This is a genomic window from Kordia sp. (assembly GCF_045105435.1).
Taxonomy (GTDB): domain Bacteria; phylum Bacteroidota; class Bacteroidia; order Flavobacteriales; family Flavobacteriaceae; genus Kordia.
The window spans coordinates 1-22,729 of sequence record NZ_JBGCDL010000059.1 but is presented as its reverse complement, the minus strand read 5'-3'; the positions used below and the strand labels follow the sequence as shown (position 1 = coordinate 22,729).

The 22,729-nt window shown below is 35.8% G+C and carries 14 protein-coding genes and 1 pseudogene; 5 read left to right on the top strand and 10 right to left on the bottom strand.

Annotation, left to right across the window (positions count from 1 at the left end; all coding sequences use genetic code 11):
• Positions 1-52 precede the first annotated feature (52 nt).
• The 3 genes from sprA to AB8B65_RS02780 form a co-directional block, all read right to left on the bottom strand.
• The gene (gene sprA / locus AB8B65_RS02790; RefSeq protein WP_405299326.1) at positions 53-7,285 is read right to left on the bottom strand and encodes a cell surface protein SprA; all 7,233 of its coding nucleotides are present in this window, start codon (positions 7,283-7,285) and stop codon (positions 53-55) included.
• Positions 7,286-7,290: 5 nt separating this feature from the next.
• Positions 7,291-7,872 carry a Holliday junction branch migration protein RuvA gene (gene ruvA / locus AB8B65_RS02785; RefSeq protein ID WP_405299325.1) on the bottom strand — a complete coding sequence of 194 codons (582 nt, stop codon included), beginning with the start codon at positions 7,870-7,872 and terminating at the stop codon, positions 7,291-7,293.
• 98 nt (positions 7,873-7,970) lie between these two features.
• The gene (locus AB8B65_RS02780; protein WP_405299324.1) at positions 7,971-10,274 is read right to left on the bottom strand and encodes an NADP-dependent malic enzyme; all 2,304 of its coding nucleotides are present in this window, start codon (positions 10,272-10,274) and stop codon (positions 7,971-7,973) included.
• A gap of 359 nt (positions 10,275-10,633) precedes the next feature.
• Between AB8B65_RS02780 and AB8B65_RS02775 the strand changes: the two genes are divergently transcribed.
• From AB8B65_RS02775 to AB8B65_RS02760, 4 genes are all read left to right on the top strand, one after another.
• On the top strand, positions 10,634-11,524 hold the full coding sequence (locus AB8B65_RS02775; RefSeq protein ID WP_405299322.1) for a hypothetical protein: 891 nt from the start codon (positions 10,634-10,636) through the stop codon (positions 11,522-11,524).
• Positions 11,525-11,528: 4 nt separating this feature from the next.
• Positions 11,529-12,110, top strand: a complete 582-nt coding sequence (locus AB8B65_RS02770) for a T9SS type A sorting domain-containing protein (RefSeq protein ID WP_405299320.1) — start codon at positions 11,529-11,531, stop codon at positions 12,108-12,110.
• 106 nt (positions 12,111-12,216) lie between these two features.
• Positions 12,217-13,161: a hypothetical protein gene (locus AB8B65_RS02765; protein ID WP_405299318.1), complete on the top strand. Its 945-nt coding sequence runs from the start codon at positions 12,217-12,219 to the stop codon at positions 13,159-13,161.
• A gap of 10 nt (positions 13,162-13,171) precedes the next feature.
• Positions 13,172-14,068, top strand: coding sequence for a hypothetical protein (locus AB8B65_RS02760; RefSeq protein ID WP_405299317.1), 897 nt, complete (start codon positions 13,172-13,174; stop codon positions 14,066-14,068).
• A 148-nt stretch (positions 14,069-14,216) separates the two neighbouring features.
• Here the strand turns inward: AB8B65_RS02760 and AB8B65_RS02755 are convergent, their stop codons facing one another.
• From AB8B65_RS02755 to ruvB, 4 genes are all read right to left on the bottom strand, one after another.
• Positions 14,217-14,789: a hypothetical protein gene (locus AB8B65_RS02755; RefSeq protein ID WP_405299316.1), complete on the bottom strand. Its 573-nt coding sequence runs from the start codon at positions 14,787-14,789 to the stop codon at positions 14,217-14,219.
• 12 nt (positions 14,790-14,801) lie between these two features.
• Complete coding sequence (gene queG, locus AB8B65_RS02750; protein ID WP_405299314.1) at positions 14,802-15,734, bottom strand: tRNA epoxyqueuosine(34) reductase QueG; 933 nt, start codon at positions 15,732-15,734, stop codon at positions 14,802-14,804.
• Positions 15,731-17,065 carry a cytochrome P450 gene (locus AB8B65_RS02745; protein ID WP_405299312.1) on the bottom strand — a complete coding sequence of 445 codons (1,335 nt, stop codon included), beginning with the start codon at positions 17,063-17,065 and terminating at the stop codon, positions 15,731-15,733. Before AB8B65_RS02745 ends, queG begins: the two co-directional genes overlap by 4 nt.
• 175 nt (positions 17,066-17,240) lie before the next feature.
• Positions 17,241-18,263, bottom strand: a complete 1,023-nt coding sequence (gene ruvB / locus AB8B65_RS02740; protein WP_405299311.1) for a Holliday junction branch migration DNA helicase RuvB — start codon at positions 18,261-18,263, stop codon at positions 17,241-17,243.
• 406 nt (positions 18,264-18,669) lie between these two features.
• On the opposite strand from ruvB, the gene AB8B65_RS02735 reads away from it, so the two are divergent.
• A complete protein-coding gene (locus tag AB8B65_RS02735; protein WP_405299310.1) occupies positions 18,670-18,876 on the top strand; it encodes a hypothetical protein in 207 nt (68 codons plus the stop codon).
• A 113-nt stretch (positions 18,877-18,989) separates the two neighbouring features.
• On the opposite strand, the gene AB8B65_RS02730 is transcribed toward AB8B65_RS02735, so the two are convergent.
• From AB8B65_RS02730 to AB8B65_RS02720, 3 genes and pseudogenes are all read right to left on the bottom strand, one after another.
• Entirely contained in the window at positions 18,990-20,789 is a 1,800-nt protein-coding gene (locus AB8B65_RS02730) for a cbb3-type cytochrome c oxidase subunit I (RefSeq protein ID WP_405299308.1), read from the bottom strand.
• 37 nt (positions 20,790-20,826) lie between these two features.
• A complete protein-coding gene (locus AB8B65_RS02725; RefSeq protein WP_405299306.1) occupies positions 20,827-21,894 on the bottom strand; it encodes a cytochrome c oxidase subunit II in 1,068 nt (355 codons plus the stop codon).
• A gap of 25 nt (positions 21,895-21,919) precedes the next feature.
• Positions 21,920-22,729 (bottom strand): annotated as a pseudogene (locus AB8B65_RS02720) (quinol:cytochrome C oxidoreductase); the annotation flags it as partial.

The following is a 22,729-nucleotide window of genomic DNA, read 5'->3' as shown; positions in this document are numbered from 1 at the left end:
TTATTTGAGCAAAAATACTTTTTTCTATTTAAGTTTTCAACCTCTGTTATTGTTAATTTCCAAAATTGTATCGAAGTGTGATTCCCGATCGAATTGTAGTTTGCGGAAATGCAGTAGATACTGCAAATTCGGAGAATGTATGATCGTAGTAAAACAATGCCGTTAGGTTTCTACTTAATGCATAATCTGCTGTGAATTTTAGCGACCACAATGTTTGTCCTGCCGTAACTTGATTACTAAATAAATCTAAGCTACGTATGATTGTGATATTATCTCGTAATGATAAATCGGCTTTTAAATTCAAGTCTCCTTTTAGCGTTGTTTTCTTTCCTGCAATTCGCGTATCAATACGTACATCTTTGAAACGGTATCCTAATCCTACTATATATTCGTTTCCAGAAACCTCTGTAAGTAAGTTATTGTCAAAACTTAAAGATAAAGCACGATCGCGTTTTACTTCTGCCAGTACTTTGACTGAACTTTTCATTTCAAGATCAACTCTAATCAATGGGTTAAATTGCTCTACTAAGTTGATATTAGAGAATATATTTTGATTGTGAAAGTTTCCTCCTTGATCTAAATTTGTACTTCCAAACGGATCTGCCGCATCATAATCTAAGTTGTTTCTAAACGAGTTGATCGTATAGCTTGAACGATATCCGTGCGCTAATGAGAAACGCTTGAAACGCTTTTTGAACCATTTTAATCGCATTAAACCTGTATACTTTATGGTCCAGTTTGGAATTGGCACATCTCTAAACGCTCCTAATTTTACATCATTTGCATCTTGTCCTGAATATGCTGCCAAGAACGCTGGTAATAATACGGCTTGATTGGTTTTTCCAAATCCATCAGGGAAACCATCATTGTCTGTATCTGTTAACGGTTGTCCGTTAGCAACTGCTACACGTCTTGCTATAATTTGTCGGTTATTTTCAAATTCTTGGAATGTTACCGATTTTTCTGCGTCACTTTGTTTAAAAGCTGTTTTTATTAATAGTGTTGAAATCCCAAAGTTTCCAAAGGTATTTCCTGCACCATTTGGCGATAATGATATGTATTCACCGTTTTGAACATTGAACTGTTCTGAGAAATTTTCTGAATAGTTACGATTGGCAACAACATCAATTTTTAAATCTCTCATCGGCTCTACCATTGCCGTAATGTCTAAGTTTTTGTTATGAATTTGTGTGAATTGCTGGTTGAATTCTGAAAATTCAGTTAAATATCCTTGTCGAGCCGCCTCATATCGAACGTCAGCTTGACTACCAAATACGAATCCAAGTGATGGTTTTAAAGTTCCGATGAATCCGATAGATGGTGTATATCCTGGTAATACCTTACCATTATTTTCAGAGTAACTAATATTGATTCGCTTTACACTTCCAACAACATCTACAACCGTGTTGAATATTTTTGTTCCTACACTTGATTTGCTAGGTGTTTTTTTCTTGTCTTTGTTTGCCGTTTCAGTTCCTGGAACTCCTGGTTTACGTGCATTTCTAGAACGAAGATTTGTTTTACGGTTTCCTTTACGCTTTCTAACAAAACCAATGTGCTTGTAGAATTTTGTCATGTCTAAAGTAGCATTCAAGTTGTGCGTGTTTGCGTTTTGAATGGTATTTAAACGTTCGCCTGATACTTCTTGCAATACATCCGAACCACGTTGCCAGTTAAAATCTCCTGTGTAACTATAGGAAGCTGTTAAGAAACTAAATGTTGGTATTTTGTTTAGCGGTATGTCATACGTTAATTGTAATGATTGTGTATGCGTGTTTGGATCTCCAATATCCCAGAAACCATCCCAAATACCTAAATTTTCATTGATGTCTCCATCTTCATCAAAGAAATTGTTGACAATATTATTGTTTGCCGCTGTAAAATTGAAACGCAATGAATTCGTTAGGTTGTAATTAATTGCATACGACCAATCAAATAAGAAATTACGTTGTTGCAAACGCGGTAAGTTATCCACTTCTGCATCTGGCAATAATGGATCTCTATATATTTGATCGTTGAAACTTCTTGTAATGTTTGAGTTTAATGAAATACTTGTCGGTAACGGATTAAAATTGAAGTCTTTTAACCATTTCCAATATCTTCCAGTAAATACAGAATCCATTTTTTTGAAAGGCTCTATTGATTTTGGCTGAAAGTTAAAGTTATAATCCAATCCTGCACGTACATTTTGATCGCGCAACGCTTTTATTTCGTAATCGTGGTGTTCTGTTTCGTTGTATGAATAGGATAGCGTTACGTTTTCTACATCATAGAAACGTGCTTTTTGCTCTGCGCCTCTTTCTTTACGAACACCAATAAAGTTAATACTTTTTCGTTTGGTGTAACTAATCGCTTCTTCTTCTATTCTATCTTTTTTGGCTTGCGTATCTGCTAATTCCAAACGATCTTCCAAACGAATATCTTGATAGAACGGATCAAATTCTGGCGTAATGATTTCTTCTCCAATACTGTAGTTAAACGGAATTTTGACTCCCCATTTTTTCGGCAGTAATTGCCCTAAACTCACATTGGTTACAACATCATACTGCTTTATATCTTCTCTACTTCTATCATTTGGCGATTGTTCTATGTTTCCAAAACCTACCGTACTGATTCTTCCTGTTGCGGAAACTGTTGCAAAATCAGCTATGTTTGCGTCTAACGAACCAACAGCTGCCCAACCTCCTCGGTTTTCTAATTCGGCTAAACGCAATTCATTAAACCAAAATTCACCACAAATTGGAATTCCACCAACAGGTGTATCTGTAGCATCTAAACCTGTAGCTGTGGAGTTTTTAATACCAACCATTAATGAACGAACACGACCAATCGTCGGATTACCAATTATAGCAATACGCATACGCTCATCTGCTCCATACGGCGCAAATTGATTTACAATTGCTTCTGCGTTTTCATTGTAATACGCTGCTTCTGTAGCACCAGTTGTGTTGTCAAAGTTTGCCGCTTTTATTCGTGTTAGCAATGCTAATGGAATGTCAAATTCGTTTTTCCATACGTCTTCTGGTGACGATTCATTATCTGCCGTAACGTTTAGCGGAATTTCAACTTGGTAATAGTTTTGTGTAAAGTCATTTCCAAATCGCAAAAATGCAACTGCCTGTTCATCGGCAAGTTGCTGCGTTTGTCCAAAGAGTGATTCTGCATGGACAAACATTTTTAAGTTTTTATATTGTCGTAAATCAATGTCAATATTTTTGAATACACCACGCGAATCTCCTGCTTCTAAATCGCACAGTACCATTCCGAGTGATTGTTCATTTTGACGTACAACCGTATTGTTATTGTTTAATTGTTCACGCACAACTCCTGGCGGAATTACATATCCAATTGGTAATTTGTTTGAGTTTTCTTCAATGTTTACAATGTTTACATCAAATTGTGTGGTAGCATCGGCACCATCTTGCGGATCGTCACCGTTTTCTTGTAATGATAAGCTGTAACGTCTCCAATCGCCACGAATTAAATCAAGTGTTCCAAAACGAAGTACGGTTCGTTCGTTGAATCCTGTCATATACATACGTATAAAACGAATGGCTCTTAAATCGTCTAAAGAAATTTTATCGTCCGTATCTTGTTTGTAGAAATCTGTAATTGGAATTTTAAATTGTACCCAACGCGATTCAATTACTGTTCCATCAGCTGTTTCTCTTGAACTTGTACGCTCATCCGTAATGTAACTTGTTGCAGTTCCCATTGCTGGATTGATTGGAATTCTGAACTGAAAATAGTTATCAATCGTGTTCATTGTTTGATCTCGGTTGATATCTTCCACATCTGGAACCGTTGTAGAACCTCTGTTGGCATCAGTTACCGTAATTGGCGAGTTTCCTTGCGTACCATTGAAGTTTTTGTATCTGTTTAATACATCTCCGTTTGCATCTAAGAAATATTGATAGTTATCTGCTGCCGGATCGGCTTCTGCTGCATAGTTGGTATATTTTCCAGCTTCTTCGGTATCATTTAATCCATCTAAACCAATATCTTGTACTTGTCGGTTGGCATCGTCCGAATCAAACGCATATACTAATGATTGTGTTTGTGGTACTTGTCCCCAAGCTGTTTCTGTAGTTAGTGGGTTTACTGCATCGGCTTCTGGCAATCCGTTTTCGTATTGCTTACGTCCATCTTTTAAGATATCTTCAGAAATATTACCAATATTTAAGACCAATTCTCCACCAGTACTTGCAGTATTTCCAGAAGAAAAATACGGATCTAATAACCAAAACTGAACATATTCTACATTTGCTTGCTCAAAGTTGGTTGTAGTTACAGGGCGCATAATTCCTCCCCAATTTCCTTGATCTGCTTGTCCAGCAAAGTTTGGATTGTTGTTATATGGACCTCTTTCACTTGGATAATAAGCTAAATCTAATGTTGTTTGAACCGTTGTTTGTCCACGAGCAATATCCGTTTGCGGGAATATTTCATCTACAAAAATTCTACGTGTTTCACTGGTAGATACATCTGTTGGTGAAATTTCACCTGGCGCTTGGTTTCCATAAAATATTGGATCAATGGTATACCATGCTAATCTTGCTCTATTGTAACCGTATTCTAATTGATCGTTTCCAAATTCACCTCCTAAGTTATCTCCTAAGCTATTTCCGGATGTACCTGGCGTACTTGCTAAGAACCAACCTAATGGCGATTTGATATCTATGGTAGATTGCGCACCTTCAAAATCATCTACATACGCAGTAGCTTCCCCTAAAAAGTCTGCATTTTTTGGACTTCCTGGCAATAGGTATGCAAATTCTCCACGAACCGAAAGGTTTGATGGTACATCTGTATCTATATTAGGAAGTTTGTTTACCAATCTTGTTAAGAATGGCACTTCCGTAGAATAGTTTCCGTTAAATCCGAAAATTGAGTTGTTTACAGGTTCTTGACCGTAATTTGCTTTTTGTGTAATTGGTCGCTCGTTCAAGTTTAAGTAAGTAGCTCCAATTAAGAAATTTTCGTTGAATTGATGTTCGACATTAATTCCTGTAAATCGTTTGTTTTGCTGCCCAAATAATGAGTTATTTTCTACAGAAACATCAATTGGTGTGTTAGAAGCTTTTAAGGCTTCATCTAAAATTTGCACACGTCCTAATTGATAATTTACTGTATAGTCAATTCCTTCTTGTAATACACGTCCACCAGCAGTTACAACTACGGAACCTCTTGGCACGTTGAAAGCTCCAAGTGGAATTCCGTCTCCACCTTGCGATTTGTAACGTCCTTTTAATTGGAATTTATTGAGTTCTGCATCATCCAAAGCACCTGTTTTGGTTTCTTCATACATGGCTCTGTACACATATTTTGCTTGGTTGCCGTTGTAGTTAGTTGGATCGTCATAGTCTTCCCCAGCGGAGTTTCTTAATTTTTCAAAGAGAAATTCTCCAAAAGGTTCTACCGTAGAAAATATAATCCGTCCAAATTCTTGATCGACAGTAATTCCAGGCATATAATCAAAGAAACCATCTCCACCTGCTTGTGGATTTTGATAAATATCTAATCGATCTAAATTAAAGACTCTTAGTAATATTTCATCCTCAACATCTGCTGGAAGTGGTGCTGGCGGGTTTGTTACAGAACCTTCTGCAGCCGTAATGTAGTTTACTGGCGAAGGATCTGTATATAGTATATTTAATCTGAAATCTTCTGGACTTAACTGATATGCATCCGTCGTATAGATATTTTTCATCATTAAATCCCAAATTGGATCATCTACTTCCGTAATTGCACTTTTTAAAAGTTTTACTACTAAGTTTTGATTTTGAATTTCTGTTGCATTTCCATCTGCATCTGTATTGGTAACTTGTGTTGCGTCAATTCCGCCATTTGCAAATTCACCTACTTGAAATACTTGACCGTTTGCGGTATATTGAAACGCAACTGCCAATACTTCATCATTACTTAATCGTTGATTTAACGAAATGTACCCAAGTTTTGTGTGTAATTTATATTCGTTAGGGTTTAATTGACGTGCATTTTCAAGATATACATAATCAAATCCTTGTTGTGCGGTTGATGTAACACCTGTAAATCCTTGTTGAATGGTTGCAACATCTCTCACTAATTCTGAAAGTGCTGAACCTGTACCAATAGCTTCTGGATTATAGTTATTGTTTTCGTTATCAGGAAATGCGTTCAGATCTGCGGAGTTAAAGAAACCTCCCACAGGGCCAATTCTTGTTTTACTTGGATCTGCTTCTCCTAAATCTTGCAAACCTACAATGTTACGCACATTTTGAGTTTGTGCAGATCGGTTGGTTACCCAAACTTCTACTCTTGTAATTTCAACTGGCGTATTGATAAACGGATAGTTTGCCAAGGCTGTGTTATAACGATCTCTAAAGTATTGTGATAGGTAGAAGTGACGATCTTCATCATAGTCTAATGCAAATAATGCAAATTCTTCTATGGTTCCGCCACCTTGTGCTGTAATGGTTCTTGTTTGCGAACGTTGTTCTGAGAAAACTCCTGTGATACGTGTTTTTCCAAATTGTAGTTCTGTTTTTACACCAAATAAACTTTGTGCTCCTGTAATTAAAGAACTGTTAAGCGGCATACTTACATTACCAACTTCAATTTTTTGTAGAATATCATCTTCTGTTGGCGTGAATTCTAATTTGATCTGATTTTGGAAGTCAAACGTAGATTCTGTATCGTAGTTTGCGTTAATTTTCAATCGTTCACCAACTTTACCTAATAAACTTAGACTAATTCGCTGATCGAAGTCAAAACTTAAATTACTTCGGTTTCTTGGAGATAAAGCAGGATTGTCATTTTTTTGAAAACGCACTCCTAAGTCAATTGCTACCGAACCTTGCGGAATTACTTCAATGGTATTTCCTCCAAAAATAGATTCAAAGAAGTTAGAATTGATTTCAAATATTGGCAGTAAATTTTTTATTGCATCTTCGGAACCTTCTTTTTTTCCTGAAATTGCACTTATTTTTTCTTTAAAATACCCTTTCATGCTTTCTTTTAGCAACAACTTACGATATTGCTCAGGCGTTAGCATAAGCGGATAACGAATATCGTAATTACTTACTGTTTCCGTATAAATATATCGATCTATAGTTGGATCATAGGTATACTTCGAGACAATGCTTTTTGGAGTTTTTAATTTTATTTTTCCAATTGCATAACCCGTTTTCGTTGAGTCTGGCGGCGTTGTCGGTTCTTGTGCCGTTAGTATGGTGCTAAATAACAAAACGAATACGACAAGCGCATTTCTGGTGTTTTTTGTTATTAGGTTGGTAATGTTTTTCAAAGTAATTATAAGTTTTTTAATGCCATTTTGATCAATTCTTCTACACTTCCGTTTGGCATTTCTTTAATTATTTTATCGAGTACTTTTTCAGATTGCTTTCTTGTGTAACCTAATACTTCCAAAGCAGATAACGTTTCTTCTTTGTTTGTATTGCTTTGAGACATTGAAACTTCGTCAAGATCGTATAATTTTAAGACTTTATCCTTTAATTCGATGATTACTCGTTGTGCGGTTTTTGCTCCAATTCCTTTTACACTTTGAATTGTTGCTACATCTCCGCTTGCAATTGCTTCACATGTTTGCTCGGAAGTTAAAGAAGACAACATGGTGCGTGCTGTACTTGTTCCTATTCCAGAAACTGAAATTAGCAAACGAAATACGGCGCGTTCTGATTTTTGAAAAAAACCATATAAAGTTTGCGCGTCTTCACGAACATGAAGGTGCGTAAATAACTTTATATTTTCTTGATTTGGAAGTTGTGTATAGGTTGTTAAAGAGATATTTATAAAGTATCCGACTCCATTACATTCTATCACTACATCTGTTGGATTCTTCTCTACGAGCTTCCCTTGTACGTGCGTAATCATTTATTAGCTGCTAGTTAAAGTCCCAAATGTAATAAATTTATTCACATTTATTTAACCATTTGTACCATTAATATACTAATATGATATACTAGTGCTGTTTACGCTTCTTCTTTTCGGAGTCGCCACTTTTCTTTTTCTTGCGAATCTACTACTGCAACAGCCGCCATATTGATGATTTCATTTACACTAGCACCCAATTGTAAAATGTGTACTGGTTTTCGCATTCCAAGCATAATTGGCCCAATAGAATCGGCTTTGTTTAGCTCTTTCATAAGCTTGTAAGTAATATTTGCCGAATCTAGGTTTGGAAAAACAAGCGTGTTTACTTCTTTTCCTGCTAGTTTTGAGAATGGAAATGTTTGTGAGAGCATTTCTTTGTTTAATGCAAAATCAGATTGTACTGCACCATCTACATTGATATCAGGATAATATCTGTGTAAATATTCTACCGCTTCGCCTACTTTTTTTGCTTTTTCATGTTCCGACGAACCAAAGTTTGAATAGGACAACATCGCAATATTTGGTTCTAATCCAAACATTTTTACCGTAAGCGCTGTCATTTGTGCAATTTTAGCCAAATCGCGCGCAGACGGATCAATATTTATAGATGTATCTGACAGGAATATAGGCCCGCGCTCCGTAATCATTAAGTTTGTAGTAGCTGCTTTTCGTACGCCTTTTGCAGTTCCAATAAGTTCTAACATTGGTTTTACAACCGTTGGGTAACTTCTGGAGTATCCTGAAATTAATCCGTCAGCATAGCCATCATTTACCAACATTGCTGCAAAATAGTTACGCTCACGCATTTTCTTTTGTGAATCAAATTTAGAAACTCCTTTACGTTTTCTTGATTCCCAATAGACTTTTGCAAATTTTTCACGTCTGTCTGCTTGTTCATCACTTTTAGGATCGATGATTTCTACATCTCCATCAAATTCTAATTCGTCTCTGAGTTCGTGAATGAGTTTTTCATTTCCTAAAAGAATCGGAATTGCAATGCGTTCGTCATATACATATTGTGCCGCTTTTAAGACATCTAAGTGATCGGCTTCTGCAAATACAATTCGTTTCGGATTGGTTCGTGCTCTTTTATGCAATAATCGGATGATTTTATTGTCTGCTCCAAGTCTGTGTAAAAGTTCATCTTCATAACGCGCCCAATCGTCAATAGGTTCTGTTGCTACTCCTGAATCCATTGCCGCTTTTGCAATGGCTGGTGGAATTTTAGCAATGAGTCTTGGATCAAATGGTTTTGGAATGATGTATTCTTTCCCGAACGTCAGTTTTGTTTCTGCATAGGCAATATTTACTTGCTCTGGAACTGGTTCTTTGGCTAATGCTGCAATTGCTTTTACAGCTGCCATTTTCATTTCTTCGTTAATTTTTGTAGCGCGTACATCTAAGGCACCACGAAATATGAATGGAAAACCAAGCACATTGTTTACCTGATTTGGATGATCTGATCGACCTGTTGCCATGATGATATCTTCACGCGAAGCAATGGCCTCTTCATAGGATATTTCTGGTGTCGGATTCGCCATAGCAAATACAATTGGATTGTTTGCCATACTACGCAACATATCTTTCGACACAATATTCCCAACAGAAAGTCCTAAAAACACATCTGCATTTTTCATAGCATCCGCAAGTGAATCATAGTGTTTTGACGTTCTAAAACGTGCTTGCATTGGTGATAAGTCTGTTCGACCTGAGTGCAATAAACCATCAATATCAAACATAGCAATGTTTTCCAATTTTGCGCCCAATGCTACATATAAGTTCATACATGAAATTGCTGCCGAACCTGCGCCCGATACTACAATACGTATTTCTTCTATATTTTTTTCTGTGAGTTCTAACGCATTTATAAGTGCTGCCGAAGAAATAATTGCCGTTCCATGCTGATCGTCATGCATTACAGGAATATCTAGTTCTTCTATAAGTCTGCGTTCTATTTCAAAAGCTTCTGGCGCTTTTATGTCTTCCAGATTGATACCTCCAAACGTTGGCGCAATATTTTTTACTGTTTCTATAAACTTATCTATGTCTTTTGTGTCTACTTCGATATCAAACACATCAATATCGGCAAAGATTTTAAAGAGCAACCCTTTACCTTCCATTACAGGTTTAGAAGCTTCTGGGCCAATATCGCCCAAACCTAAAACAGCTGTTCCGTTCGTAATTACCGCAACTAAGTTTCCTTTCGTTGTGTATTTGTAAACGTTTGATTTGTCTTTTGCAATTTCTAAACAAGGTTCAGCAACTCCCGGAGAATACGCCAGAGACAAGTCACGTTGTGTTGAATATCTTTTTGTGGGAACTACCTTTATTTTTCCAGGTGTAGGTTTTGCGTGATAAATCAGTGCTTCTCTTCGTATGCGTTCTTGGTTGCTTTTACTCATGTACCTATATATTTTGTCTTTTTTGACTTATTGTCAATTGCAGACAGTATGAATTTGCAAATTTAAAAGTAAGTGTGCAAAGGAAAAAATTTAATGTTGTTTCTTTTTTCAATCACATATTCCTGTTATTGTCGTATTTTCTTATACAAATTGTTGTGTTTTCATAAACCATCAATAGCTTTTGTTTGTTAGCCCACTATTAATCAACAACTTTGAGGTATTAGTAATTTTTTAAACAAAAACATTATGACCGAAAAGAACACCGAAAAACCTCCATGGAATTTGCTGCTTTTAAAAACAATTCATTTTAAAAAGCAAATTAGTAGTAATCATTTAAAAATCAATTTAAACTTTTATTCATGAAAAAAATATCATTATTAGCAGTTGCCTGTTGTTATTGCTTGCTTTCAACGGCTTTTGTAACTGCACAAGTTAATACTACTCATTACGGCCAAGGTGCTGGGCAGAACGGAAATAGAAATTCTAATTTTGGATATATTGCTGGTAACGTTCAGGGAACTGCTGGCGACGACAATACATACATTGGCGCTAGAGCTGGACGTTTGGCTTTTGGAGATTTTAATGTTTCCGCAGGATCGTATTCAGCTTATTATTTACAAGCTGGTTCAAAAAATAGTTTTTTAGGCGCTACTGCTGGATTTCAAAATGTTTCTGGAAACGACAATCTTTATATCGGATTTGCCGCAGGATATGCAAACAAACAATCAAAAAACGTACTTATAGGAGATGGCGCAGGTTCTAGCAATAACGGATTTGGAAATATATTTCTAGGACATTCCGCTGGAGCGAGTGAAAGTGGAAATAACAAACTCTACATTGACAACAGCAATACAGCTACACCTTTAATTTATGGTGATTTTAGCTCTAGAAAAGTTGGAATTAACACCAATAATTTAATCAATCAATTGGGAGGCGCAGATTTGTCCGCGTATAGTTTGTATGTAAAAGGTGGGATTTTAACCGAGGAAGTACATATTGAAACTGGTTGGGCTGATTATGTTTTTGAGAAAGATTATAAGTTACTATCACTAGAAAAGGTAGCTAATTTTATAGCTACAAATGGTCATTTACCAAATATTCCATCTGCAAAAGTAGTAGCGGCAGAAGGTATTGAACTTGCTGATATGACAAAGAGACAACAAGAAAAGATTGAAGAACTCATGTTGTATGTTATTGAAATTCAGAAAGAGATTGATGCCATTAATAAAGAACTAGAAACAAACAAGTAAGATCATGAAAAACACTCTATATTTTATAGCAACCGTAAGCTTATATTTTTTAGCTACTTACAATTGCCAAGCACAGTTTAATCCTGTTGAGTACGATTTGTACATTCAAAATGACGTTTATGCTGATAATTTTGACACCGCAGCCACAACAGGAAATATTATTGCTGTCAATACTATTTTTTCTGGTGGTATTGGTAATTATTATGCTACAGGAACTACTTTAAAAGACGGATTTACCGTAGAAAATGGCGGCATATTGTTTCTTTCGGTTCCGATAACGGGCAAAAGAGCAAGTAAAACAACTCCACAAATGTTTACCGCAGATGATAAAGAGTTTCAATTGTACCCAAATCCGGCAGTGAAGTCTGTAAATATTTCATTGACTGATAACGTATGGAATTCTAATGTAAGCGTAGAAGTGTACGCAATAAATTCTTCTGCGATGTTATATTCAAAAAGAATTCAACAGAAAGATGCTTCACGAATTTCCATAGATATTTCTTCATTTCCAAAAGGAATTTATGTGGTGAAAGTGTACGAAGATAAAGGTGGGAAATCATTCACGCGAAAGCTGATTAAAAATTAAGTTTTTCGATTTTATCATTACTAGACTTCATTACGCAAGTCTGAAAAAAAATTAGGCGAAACCTGAAAAGCCTCATTAAAAGAGTAAGGAATAAATTTTAAACATCATGAAATTTTTATATAGAAAAAATAGCTTTTATATGCTATGCTGCTTGCTATACATGTTCAGTTTTACAGAAGTATTAGCACAAACATCAACCGCTTATGGCGCACAAACATACGCTACTGGATCAAACAATTCTTTGTTTGGAGACATCATATCAACAAATGGCGGGAATAATAATGTTGCCATGGGATACAGGATTAGAAGTACTAATAGTAATCAAAATACCATAAACACAAACACTTCTATCGGTTCAGAGAGTGGTTTTGTAGGCTCAAGAAATGTATTTTTTGGCACTGATACAGGAAATTGGCTCTCACAAGGAAGCAAAAATGTTTTTATCGGAAATTGTAGCTCTTGTAACACTTTAGGCTACTCAGATAACAATGTCTTTATAGGCGACAGAACAGGAAGTGGGACAGCAGGAAATACAGCAGGAAATGTATTTATTGGCTATGCTGTAGGAAACTATATAGGAGGCGCAAGCCCTTATAACAATATACTTATGATTGATAATAATCATTTGACAACATCTTTAATTTACGGTGATTTTGCTGCGGATAAATTAGGAATCAACACTAAGAATTTACCTAATAACTTGAATGGTGAAGATTTAAGCACTTATAGTTTATATGTAAAAGGCGGATTAATTACAGAGCAACTTCGTGCACAACCAGGTTGGGCAGATTATGTTTTTGAAGACGATTACAAACTTATGTCTCTTAAAGATGTGGAGCAATTTATTGAGAAAAACGGTCATTTACCAAATGTTCCATCAGCGGAAACTGTACAAAAAACAGGAATTGAACTAGGCGATATTAAAAGAGTACAACAAGAAAAAATTGAAGAGTTGACACTTTATATTATTGATCTTAACGAGCAATTGCAAGCTATTAAAGCTGAAATAGCAGCAAAGAAAGCCGCTAAAAAAACGTCTAATAAACATTAAAAATATACAGATGAAAATTTTAAATATAATTACAAGCAAAACTTTATTGTTGTCCCTTTTAGTTGCTGTTGCGCTTCCTGTAGCTGCTCAGAATACAAATTATGGAAATAACTCAGGTACAGGTGGAACTGAAAATGTAAATTATGGAGTTTCTGCTGGAGAAAATACAACCACTAATGGAGATGAAAATACTTTTGCCGGTTTTTCTGCTGGAAAAAATAATACGACTGGTATACGTAATACATATATGGGAAGTAAAGCCGGTTTTAATAGTACAGGAACAAGAAATACGTTTTTAGGCTCGTCAGCTGGATATAGTAATACAAGCGGTGGTAGCAACGTATATCTTGGCTTTTATGCTGGCTACTACAATACAACTGGAAGCAGAAATGTATTTATAGGAAAAGATGCTGGACTTCAAAATATTACAGGTTCTGACAATGTTTTTATCGGTCATGGATCTGGAAGAAATGAAACAGGAAGTCACAAGTTACATATTGATAATAATTACAGTGTGATTCCTTTAATTTATGGAGATTTTTCTTCTGATAAGATTGGAATTAATACTAAAAACTTAATTACTTCTTTAGGCGGATTAGATTTGAGCGCGTACAGCATGTTTGTAAAAGGCGGTACAATTTCAGAAGAAATTCGCGTGCGCACAGGTTGGGCTGATTATGTTTTTGAGAAAGGTTACAACCTTTTAAGCATCCATGAAGTAGCCGATTTTATTGAAAAAAACGGGCATTTACCAAATATTCCTTCTGCGGAAACTGTGGAAGCGCAAGGTTTAGAACTTGGAGATATTACTACAAAACAGCAAGAGAAGATTGAAGAGCTGACTTTGTATGTAATTCAGCTTCAAAAGCAACTGAATGTATTGAAAGAGAAGTTAAAAGAAGAGTAGCCATTTATTCTTATAGACACAAATATATAGAGGCTGTCTAAAAAGTCATAATTTCGTCAAACCGAACTTGATTCGGTTTCGCATAAGAGTTGAAAATCAGCTTTATGAGATTCTGGATCAAGTCCAGAATGACGACTTTTGAAACTTTTCAGACAACCTCTTCTTCTCCATATAAAAAGCGTTTTATATAGTAAAAAACACCGATAATAATAGTAAAAATAAGTGTTTTAAGAAGTAATACTGGAATGAGTTCCCAAATTTCAATATTCATCTGTAAGCTACTTGGAAGATAGTCTCGATGAAAATCAATTAAAAGTTGTGATATTCTTTCAAAACTAAACGCATAGAAGAATGCAATTATCATTCTTGGAAGCAGGTAACGATTTATGAATTTTATTCGTAACAAATGTGGTAAGATGATCCAGAAAAGGATTTGTAACCACACTTTATCTAAAAGCCAATATAAATTTTGTGAAAATGTCCCTGTATTGTCGTCCATTTTCGCTTGAAATATAATCATAATTAGTGCCGAAATTTTTAAAAGAATCCAGATCGTTCCCGTCCAAATAACGACGCTTATTGCTGTTTTATCAAATGCTTTTAATATTTTTTTATCGCTTCTGTAATGATATAAGATAAAAAAGATAATAGAGTATATTCCAAAGATGAATAAGAAGTTTTCTGCAACATAGTTGACAATGTTAGTAATTGTTTGTGCCATTTTATTCCAAATTTATTCTTCTGTTTTTAAAAATTGAATATTCCGCATCAAACCTGTATACTTCGTTCGCTTTACAGCAGATTTCCGAAAGATTTCACTAAATACTTCTTGTGTAATTTCTTCCCACTCTTTTTTGGTCATCGAAAGCAATTCTGGATGCGGATTGAATAAAGGTTCGTTATGCGGTTTCGAGAAACGATTCCACGGACATACATCTTGGCAGATATCGCAGCCAAACATCCAATCGTCAAATTGTCCTTGTACGTGTGTTGGAATTTCATTTTTTAGTTCGATGGTAAAATACGAGATGCATTTGCTTCCATCAACCACATACGGATCAACAATTGCTTGTGTCGGACACGCATCTATACAGGCAGTACAACTTCCGCAATGATCTGTAACTGGCGAATCGTAATCGAGTTCCAAATCGATAATTAATTCTGCAATAAAATAGAACGAACCCACTTTTTGCGTAAGCAGATTGCTGTGCTTTCCAATCCAGCCCAAACCACTTTTTGCCGCCCAAGCTTTGTCTAAAACGGGCGCTGAATCCACAAATGCTCTTCCAGAAACATCTCCAATTTCATCTTGAATGAAGTTTAGCAAGTGTTTTAATTTATCTTTTATGACAAAGTGATAATCGGTTCCGTACGCGTATTTAGAAAGTTTTGGCGCTGCTGCATCTTTTTGAATGTCAGATGGATAGTAGTTTAAGAGCAACGAAACGACCGATTTGGAATCGGCAACCAATTTCGTTGGATCGAGTCGCTTGTCGAAATGATTTTCCATATAGCTCATTTCGCCATGCATATTGTTGCTGAGCCAAGTTTCTAATCGTGGTGCTTCTTCTTCTAAGAATCCTGCTTTTGAGATTCCGCACGACAAAAATCCCAAGCGTTTTGCCTCAGCTTTGATCAGTTCTGTATATTTTTGTGTCGAATTCAAGCAGTTCTTTTATTGAATTTTAATCTAAGATTGATCGGTTTTAACGTGATTAATGGACCAATTTCTATAGTGTTTTGATTGGTTTCAATGTGATATTTTTTCAACATTGCATACACGGTCAACATCATTTCATAAAGTGCAAATCCATTTCCGATACACATTCTTGGTCCTGCGCCAAACGGAAAGTAATGTCCTGCTGTCTTTTTTCGGTTTTCATCAGAGAAACGTTCTGGCACAAAATCGTTCGGGTTTTCCCAGTATGCTGAGTTTCGATGTAATTCGTAAAACGAAATTCCGATCATGGTTCCTTTTTCAATATTGAAACCTGCAAACGAATCGTCTTCAATGGCAACTCTGTCCGTAATCCAAGCTGGCGGATACAATCGCATGGATTCTTCCACACAGTTTTTTACATAGTTGAGTTTTGCCAATTTTTCCATCGGCGGTAAGCTGTCATCAATCGCGTCAATTTCAGCAGTTACTTTTTTATAGATTTCTGGATGTTGTGCAATGAGTTGAAACGTAAATGTGAGTGCATTTGCCGAAGTTTCATGTCCTGCCACAAAGAATATTAAGATTTCGTCAATGAGTTGTTCGTTAGTCATTGAAGTGCCATCGTCTTCGTATTTTGCTTTGAGCAACATGTCTAATAAATCGTCATGTTCACCTTTTGAAGCGCGACGTTCGTCAATTACCTTGTTGATAATGTCGCGACTTTCTTTGACAAGCACCATGTGTTTTTTGACCAAACCGCTGATTTGATACCACCATTTTTTATGCGGTTGTCGTATTTCTCGAATGATGAAATCTTGTAAGGTTTCTATAATTTCTTGCAAACGATGCATTGTATTTTCATCAGAAGAGTAATTGAATAACGATTTTGCTACGACGTGAAACGCTAGTTCGTTCATAATTTGATATGAATCGATGGTTTTGTTTTCCGGAATGTTTTCGATTTGCGCATCGATAGTACCTTCCATTATTGCCACTAATTTTTGCAATTTTTCTCTGTGGAAAGCTGGCTGAATGAGTCGTCGTTGTTTTAACCAATAATCACCACTAGACGTTAATAAGCCTTTTCCAACGTATTTTGATAAGAATTTTGTTTGAATTTTAGACTTGTGATAGTTCCGATGATTTTTTCGCAACAGGTGTTTTATAATTTCCGCATCACGTGTAAGCAGTACTTTTTTTGAAAATGGTGGCGCAATCGCAAATGAATCTCCATGCTTGTTAAAACCATCTTTATGAAACGGAATCGGATTTCGTGTCAACGACGCTGATTTTAAGAGTAGCTTTAAAAATGGGATTGTGTTTGGATACTTGTACATTTTGGGTGTTGGGTTTTGCATCTCGACTGCGCTCGATGTGACAGGTTTTGATTAAAAATTGAAGCAACCTGTTTTTTATAACAAGATTACTTCGTCGCAAACTCCTCGTAATGACGAAATCAAAACACAATTATATATTAAAACATAAACTCTTAAACTTCATCATTTATCATTCCTAGAAAAGTCCGCCTTGCGTTGCTCCTTTTATTCTTCCAAGATGTTTGTAGGCAAGTTCGGTGACTTCTCTACCTCTTGGTGTTCTTATAATGAAACCTTGTTGTATGAGAAATGGTTCGTATACTTCTTCGATAGTTTCGCCACTTTCTGAAACAGCAGTTGCTAAGGTTGTGATTCCGACTGGACCACCTTTGAATTTATCAATGATTGTAGATAGAATTCTGTTGTCCATTTCGTCCAAACCATACGTATCCACATTTAATGCTTTTAAGCTGAAACGCGCTATTTCTATATCAATGGAACCATTTCCTTTGATTTGCGCAAAATCACGCACTCTACGTAATAATGCATTGGCTATACGTGGTGTTCCGCGGCTTCTTCCTGCAATTTCAATGGCAGCTTCCATACTGATTGGCACTTTTAGTATTTGTGCGCTACGTTGTACAATGGTAGATAACAATTCTGTTGAATAGTATTGTAATCTGCTTGCAATTCCGAAACGTGCACGCATTGGCGCCGTTAATAATCCGGAACGCGTTGTTGCGCCCACTAATGTAAATGGATTTAGATTGATTTGAACCGTTCTTGCGTTTGGTCCAGATTCAATCATAATATCAATTTTATAATCTTCCATTGCCGAATAGAGGTATTCTTCTACTATTGGGCTTAAACGGTGTATTTCGTCTATAAATAAAACATCGCGTTCATCAAGATTGGTCAATAATCCTGCTAAATCTCCCGGCTTGTCTAGTACAGGTCCTGATGTCACTTTGATACTTACATCAAGTTCACTTGCAAGAATGTGTGCCAATGTGGTTTTTCCTAATCCTGGAGGTCCATGAAATAAGGTATGATCTAATGCTTCTTCACGAAGATTTGCAGCTTGCACAAATATTTGTAAATTTTCTAATACTTGATCCTGTCCTGTAAAGTCATCAAAGGATAGCGGACGCAATGCTTTTTCTACATCTAATTCCTCAGATGAATAGTTCTGATTTGTAGGGTCTAAATTATCATTCATTATCACAAAGATAAGAGAAAAAGCTTATAAAGACATGATTTAAACGAAGTTGCTTGTAACTCGCTAGTATAATTAAAACATAATAATTTTCTCACATTTAACATCAAATATTTTATAGTGATTGATTTAGAATGTATTATTAACGTGAGTTCGACTTAAAAAATTCGTGTATCACAAGTAAGGCACTGTAAATTAAGTAGTTGTCAGTTCGAGCGCAGTCGAGAACACTAAGAAATTATACGTTTTAATGGAATCTCGATAGCTTCGCTAGGTATTTTTAATTAAAATATATTTTAATCTCAATAGTGCTCGATTTGACATATGTATTAAAATGCTGAAAATCAATTACATATAGGTAGTTTTATATCGAACTCACGTATTATTAGGTAACAAAAAATTATTAATTATGTTAGAAAGTATTTTAAAAGTAAACGGAGTAAAATCATTATCAAAGAAGGCACAACAAGAACTTCATGGAGGAATTGGATTTCCAGTACCTCAAAACTGTAATGGCGTGTATTGTCCAAATAGTTGTCATTGTATTGTTGCATACAATTCGTATTGTGTGTTTAGCAGTGGCCGAAACCAAGGAGATTATTGCGTAGCATTGTAAATGAAAAAGAGTCGTTTCTGGTAGAAACGACTCTTTTTATATTTTTCCTCATTTGAAATTTTAATTCCTATGAGATCTCTATTTTCATTTAGATTTCCATTTTCATGGAGATGTTAGTGATGTAATTCTTCTTCACCTTCTTTCATTGGTACTGTTTGCGGAACAAAATCATCATCATGTCCTGGCTTGCTATAATCGTAAGCCCAACGGTGTACATGAGGAATTTCTCCTGGCCAGTTTCCATGCATGTGTTCTACAGGAGTTGTCCACTCTAATGTATTTGATCTCCATGGGTTTTGAGGCGCTTTCTTTCCGTAGAACATACTACTAAAGAAATTGTATAAGAATACTAATTGGAATATTCCACCAATGATAGCGAATAATGTGATTACCACATTTACATCTGCAAGGTCATCAAATCCTGGAAATTCTGAGTTTGTATAGTAACGTCTTGGCAATCCAGCCATTCCGATAAAGTGCATTGGGAAGAATACTCCGTAGGCACATACAGCTGTTACCCAGAAGTGAACGTATCCTAAGTTTTTGTTCATCATTCGACCAAACATTTTTGGGAACCAATGATAAATTCCTGCGAACATTCCGTACAATGCTGATATACCCATTACTAAGTGAAAATGCGCTACTACGAAATACGTATCATGTACGTTGATATCTAGCGTACTATCTCCTAAGATAATTCCTGTCAATCCACCTGTGATGAATGTAGATACTAATCCGATAGAGAATAGCATTGCTGGATTCATCTGCAAGTTTCCTTTCCAGAGTGTGGTTATATAGTTAAATGCTTTTACCGCTGACGGTATGGCAATTAATAGTGTTGTGAATGTAAATACAGATCCTAGGAATGGATTCATTCCAGAGATAAACATGTGATGCCCCCAAACAATTGTCGATAAGAATGCAATTGCTAGAATTGAGGCCACCATGGCTCGATATCCGAAAATCGGTTTCCGCGAATTCGTGGCTATTACTTCGGAGGTGATACCAAGTGCTGGAAGTAATACAATGTATACTTCTGGATGCCCTAAGAACCAAAATAAGTGTTCAAATAATACGGGCGATCCACCTTGATAATGGAGCACATCTCCTTGTATAAATATATCTGATAGATAGAATGATGTTCCAAAACTTCTATCGAATATTAATAATAATGCTGCTGATAATAATACTGGGAACGACACAACACCAATGATTGCTGTTACAAAGAATGCCCAGATTGTTAGTGGCAATCTTGTCATTGACATTCCTTTTGTACGAAGGTTGATTACCGTTACAATATAGTTCAATGAACCAAGTAAAGAGGATGCAATGAATATAGCCATAGACACTAACCATAAGGTCATTCCTAAACCAGATCCAGGAATTGCTTCAGGTAATGCACTTAAAGGAGGATATATTGTCCAACCTGCTGATGCTGCTCCACCTTCTACAAATAAAGACAATACCATGATTACACTTGAAATGAAGAATAACCAGTATGACACCATATTTAAGAAACCAGAAGCCATATCACGTGCTCCAATTTGCAATGGAATTAATAAGTTACTGAATGTACCACTTAGTCCTGCCGTTAGTACAAAGAATACCATGATAGTACCGTGAATGGTTACTAAGGCTAAGTATTTATCAGCACTTAATACTCCGTCCGGAGCCCAATTACCTAAGAACATTTCAAAGATTGTGAACGATTCTTTTGGCCATGCAATTTGCATACGGAAAAATATAGACATCATAACACCTATAACTCCCATGATAGTACCTGTAATTAGATACTGCTTGGCAATCATTTTGTGATCTTGACTAAATATATATTTAGTCATGAATGTCTCTTTATGATGATGTCCGTGATCGTCGTGTCCGTGATCTCCTGCGTGTACTGCTGTTGCTGACATATCTATATATTATATCTTTTAATTTATTTTTATTTTTTTATTTTCCGAAAGTTGCTTGCTCTGCAATCCACTTGTTGTAATCTTCTTCGCTTTCTACGATTACTTTCATTTGCATGTTGTAGTGAGATTCACCACAAATTTTGTTACAAAGTAAAAGATAGTCAAACTCGTAAGGCGCTAGTGCTTCTTTTCCTTCTGCAACAAGTTTTTCACTTTTCGCAGCTCTGATGCCATTGATACGAGCCACCTTTTTGATGATTTTAGACGTTTCACGCATTTCTGCTGTGGTTTTCGTTGGCTTCATCGCGAATTCAGTAGTTTGTCCAGGAACACAGTTCATTTGCATTCTAAAGTGTGGCATATATGCAGAGTGTAATACGTCTTGTGAACGCATTTTGAAAACTACTTTTCTACCAACTGGTAAATGTAGCTCTTGTACAATTACATCATCTTGTGCATACTTATCTTCTCGGTCTAAACCTAATATGTTTGGATTGTCACCTAAGTCAATTAAGCGAACATTTGCTTTTCCAAGAACATTGTCTTCTCCAGCGTATCTAGCTTTCCAGTTAAACTGTTGTGCATATAATTCTACTACGATCGGGTCATCATCCATGTTTACATCCATAATTTCATTCCAAGTAAATAATCCATAAAGAATTAAACCTGCTAATGTAATTACTGGAATGATTGTCCAGATAAACTCTAATTTATCATTGTCGGCATAGTACAAAGCTTTTCTTCCTTGTTTACCTCTATATTTGTAGGCAAAGTAGTGTAATAAAGCTTGTGTTACTGTTTGCACGAAAAAGATTAATACCATTGATATTACCATCAATGTATCTACACTTTCTCCGTGTTCAGAAGCTGAATTTCCAATTAGTGGCAAATCACCCCATTTCCAGAAACAAACTATCGTAATGATATATATGAACATCAAGAATCCCATCATGAGATATCCATTGATGTTATTATCCTTGTCGTTCGCTACTTGAGTATTAGAGTTATCTGCTTTCGCTTGTGATAAGTCAAATATCTTCGTCAGCTGCCAAATTGCGATTGCAATTAGGATAAGTACTATAAACGTTAGTAAACCAGTAGTCATCTTATTTTATACTGTTTGAAATTAATTAATAATGAAATTGTTTACTTTCTTCAATAAACGGATTTCGTTTTGCCAATAGTGGTTTCTTTGTCAATGCGGTAAACACTATAAATATGAATAACCCTAGAAATAGAAGGATTGCTCCTATTTCTGCTAATCCAAGTGACCAGTGTGGTCCTACCGTTGCTGGCATTACCATGTTGAACACATCTATATAGTGACCGAATAGAATTACAACTCCTGCGATTACAATAATCCAATTTAATCGCTTGTAATCACTATTCATTAAGATTAGTAATGGGAATATTAAGTTTAATGCTAACATTCCAAAGAAGGGTAAGTTGTAATCATCAATTCTTGTTAGGAAGTATGTTACTTCTTCTGGAATGTTTGAATACCAGATTAACATGAATTGAGAGAACCATAAGTACGTCCAGAAAATACTAATACCGAACATAAATTTTGCTAAATCGTGTAAGTGGCTATCATTTACATATTCTAAATATCCTCTTGATTTAAGGTAGATTGTAACTAATGCAATTACCGTAATTCCAGATACAAACATACTTGCAAATACATACCATCCAAATAATGTACTGAACCAGTGGTGATCGAAAGACATAATCCAATCCCAAGACATCATAGATTCAGAGATTAGGAATAATACTAAGAATACCGCAGCCAATCTGAAGTTTTTCTTAAAGTTGCTGTTATTGTCTGAATTATCTTGACGAGATGATAAACGTCTTGAAATAATACTGTAGGCAATCCAAATAGAACTATAGATTACAGCTCTGATGATGAATCCTGTTCCGTTCAACCAAGCGCTTTTTCC